1 protein-coding gene is annotated in these 290 nt (G+C 62.4%); it reads left to right on the forward strand.

Translation table 11 applies throughout. The annotated features are described in order from the left end of the window. Positions 1-290 (forward strand): transposase (locus FVA95_RS29610; protein ID WP_370460892.1); only part of this gene is annotated, 290 nt, incomplete at both ends.

Below are 290 nucleotides of genomic sequence, written 5' to 3' on the forward strand. Positions count from 1 at the left end.
GATCTCCGCGAAGTGCGCGGAGATCTCCCCGGTCGTCAAACCCTTCGCATACAGCGACAGCACGATCTCGTCGACGTTCGAACCGCAGATCGTGCGGAAACGACAGCGCCGCCTCGGCGACGTCGACGAGATCGTGCTGTCGCTGTATGCGAAGGGTTTGACGACCGGGGAGATCTCCGCGCACTTCGCGGAGATCTACGGGGCGTCGATATCGAAAGAGACGGTCTCACGGATCACCGAGTCGGTAATCGCCGAGATGCAGGACTGGGTATCGCGGCCGCTGGACTCGG

Origin of the sequence: Pseudonocardia sp. EV170527-09 (assembly GCF_008369905.1) — a bacterium.
Classification (GTDB): Bacteria; Actinomycetota; Actinomycetes; order Mycobacteriales; family Pseudonocardiaceae; genus Pseudonocardia.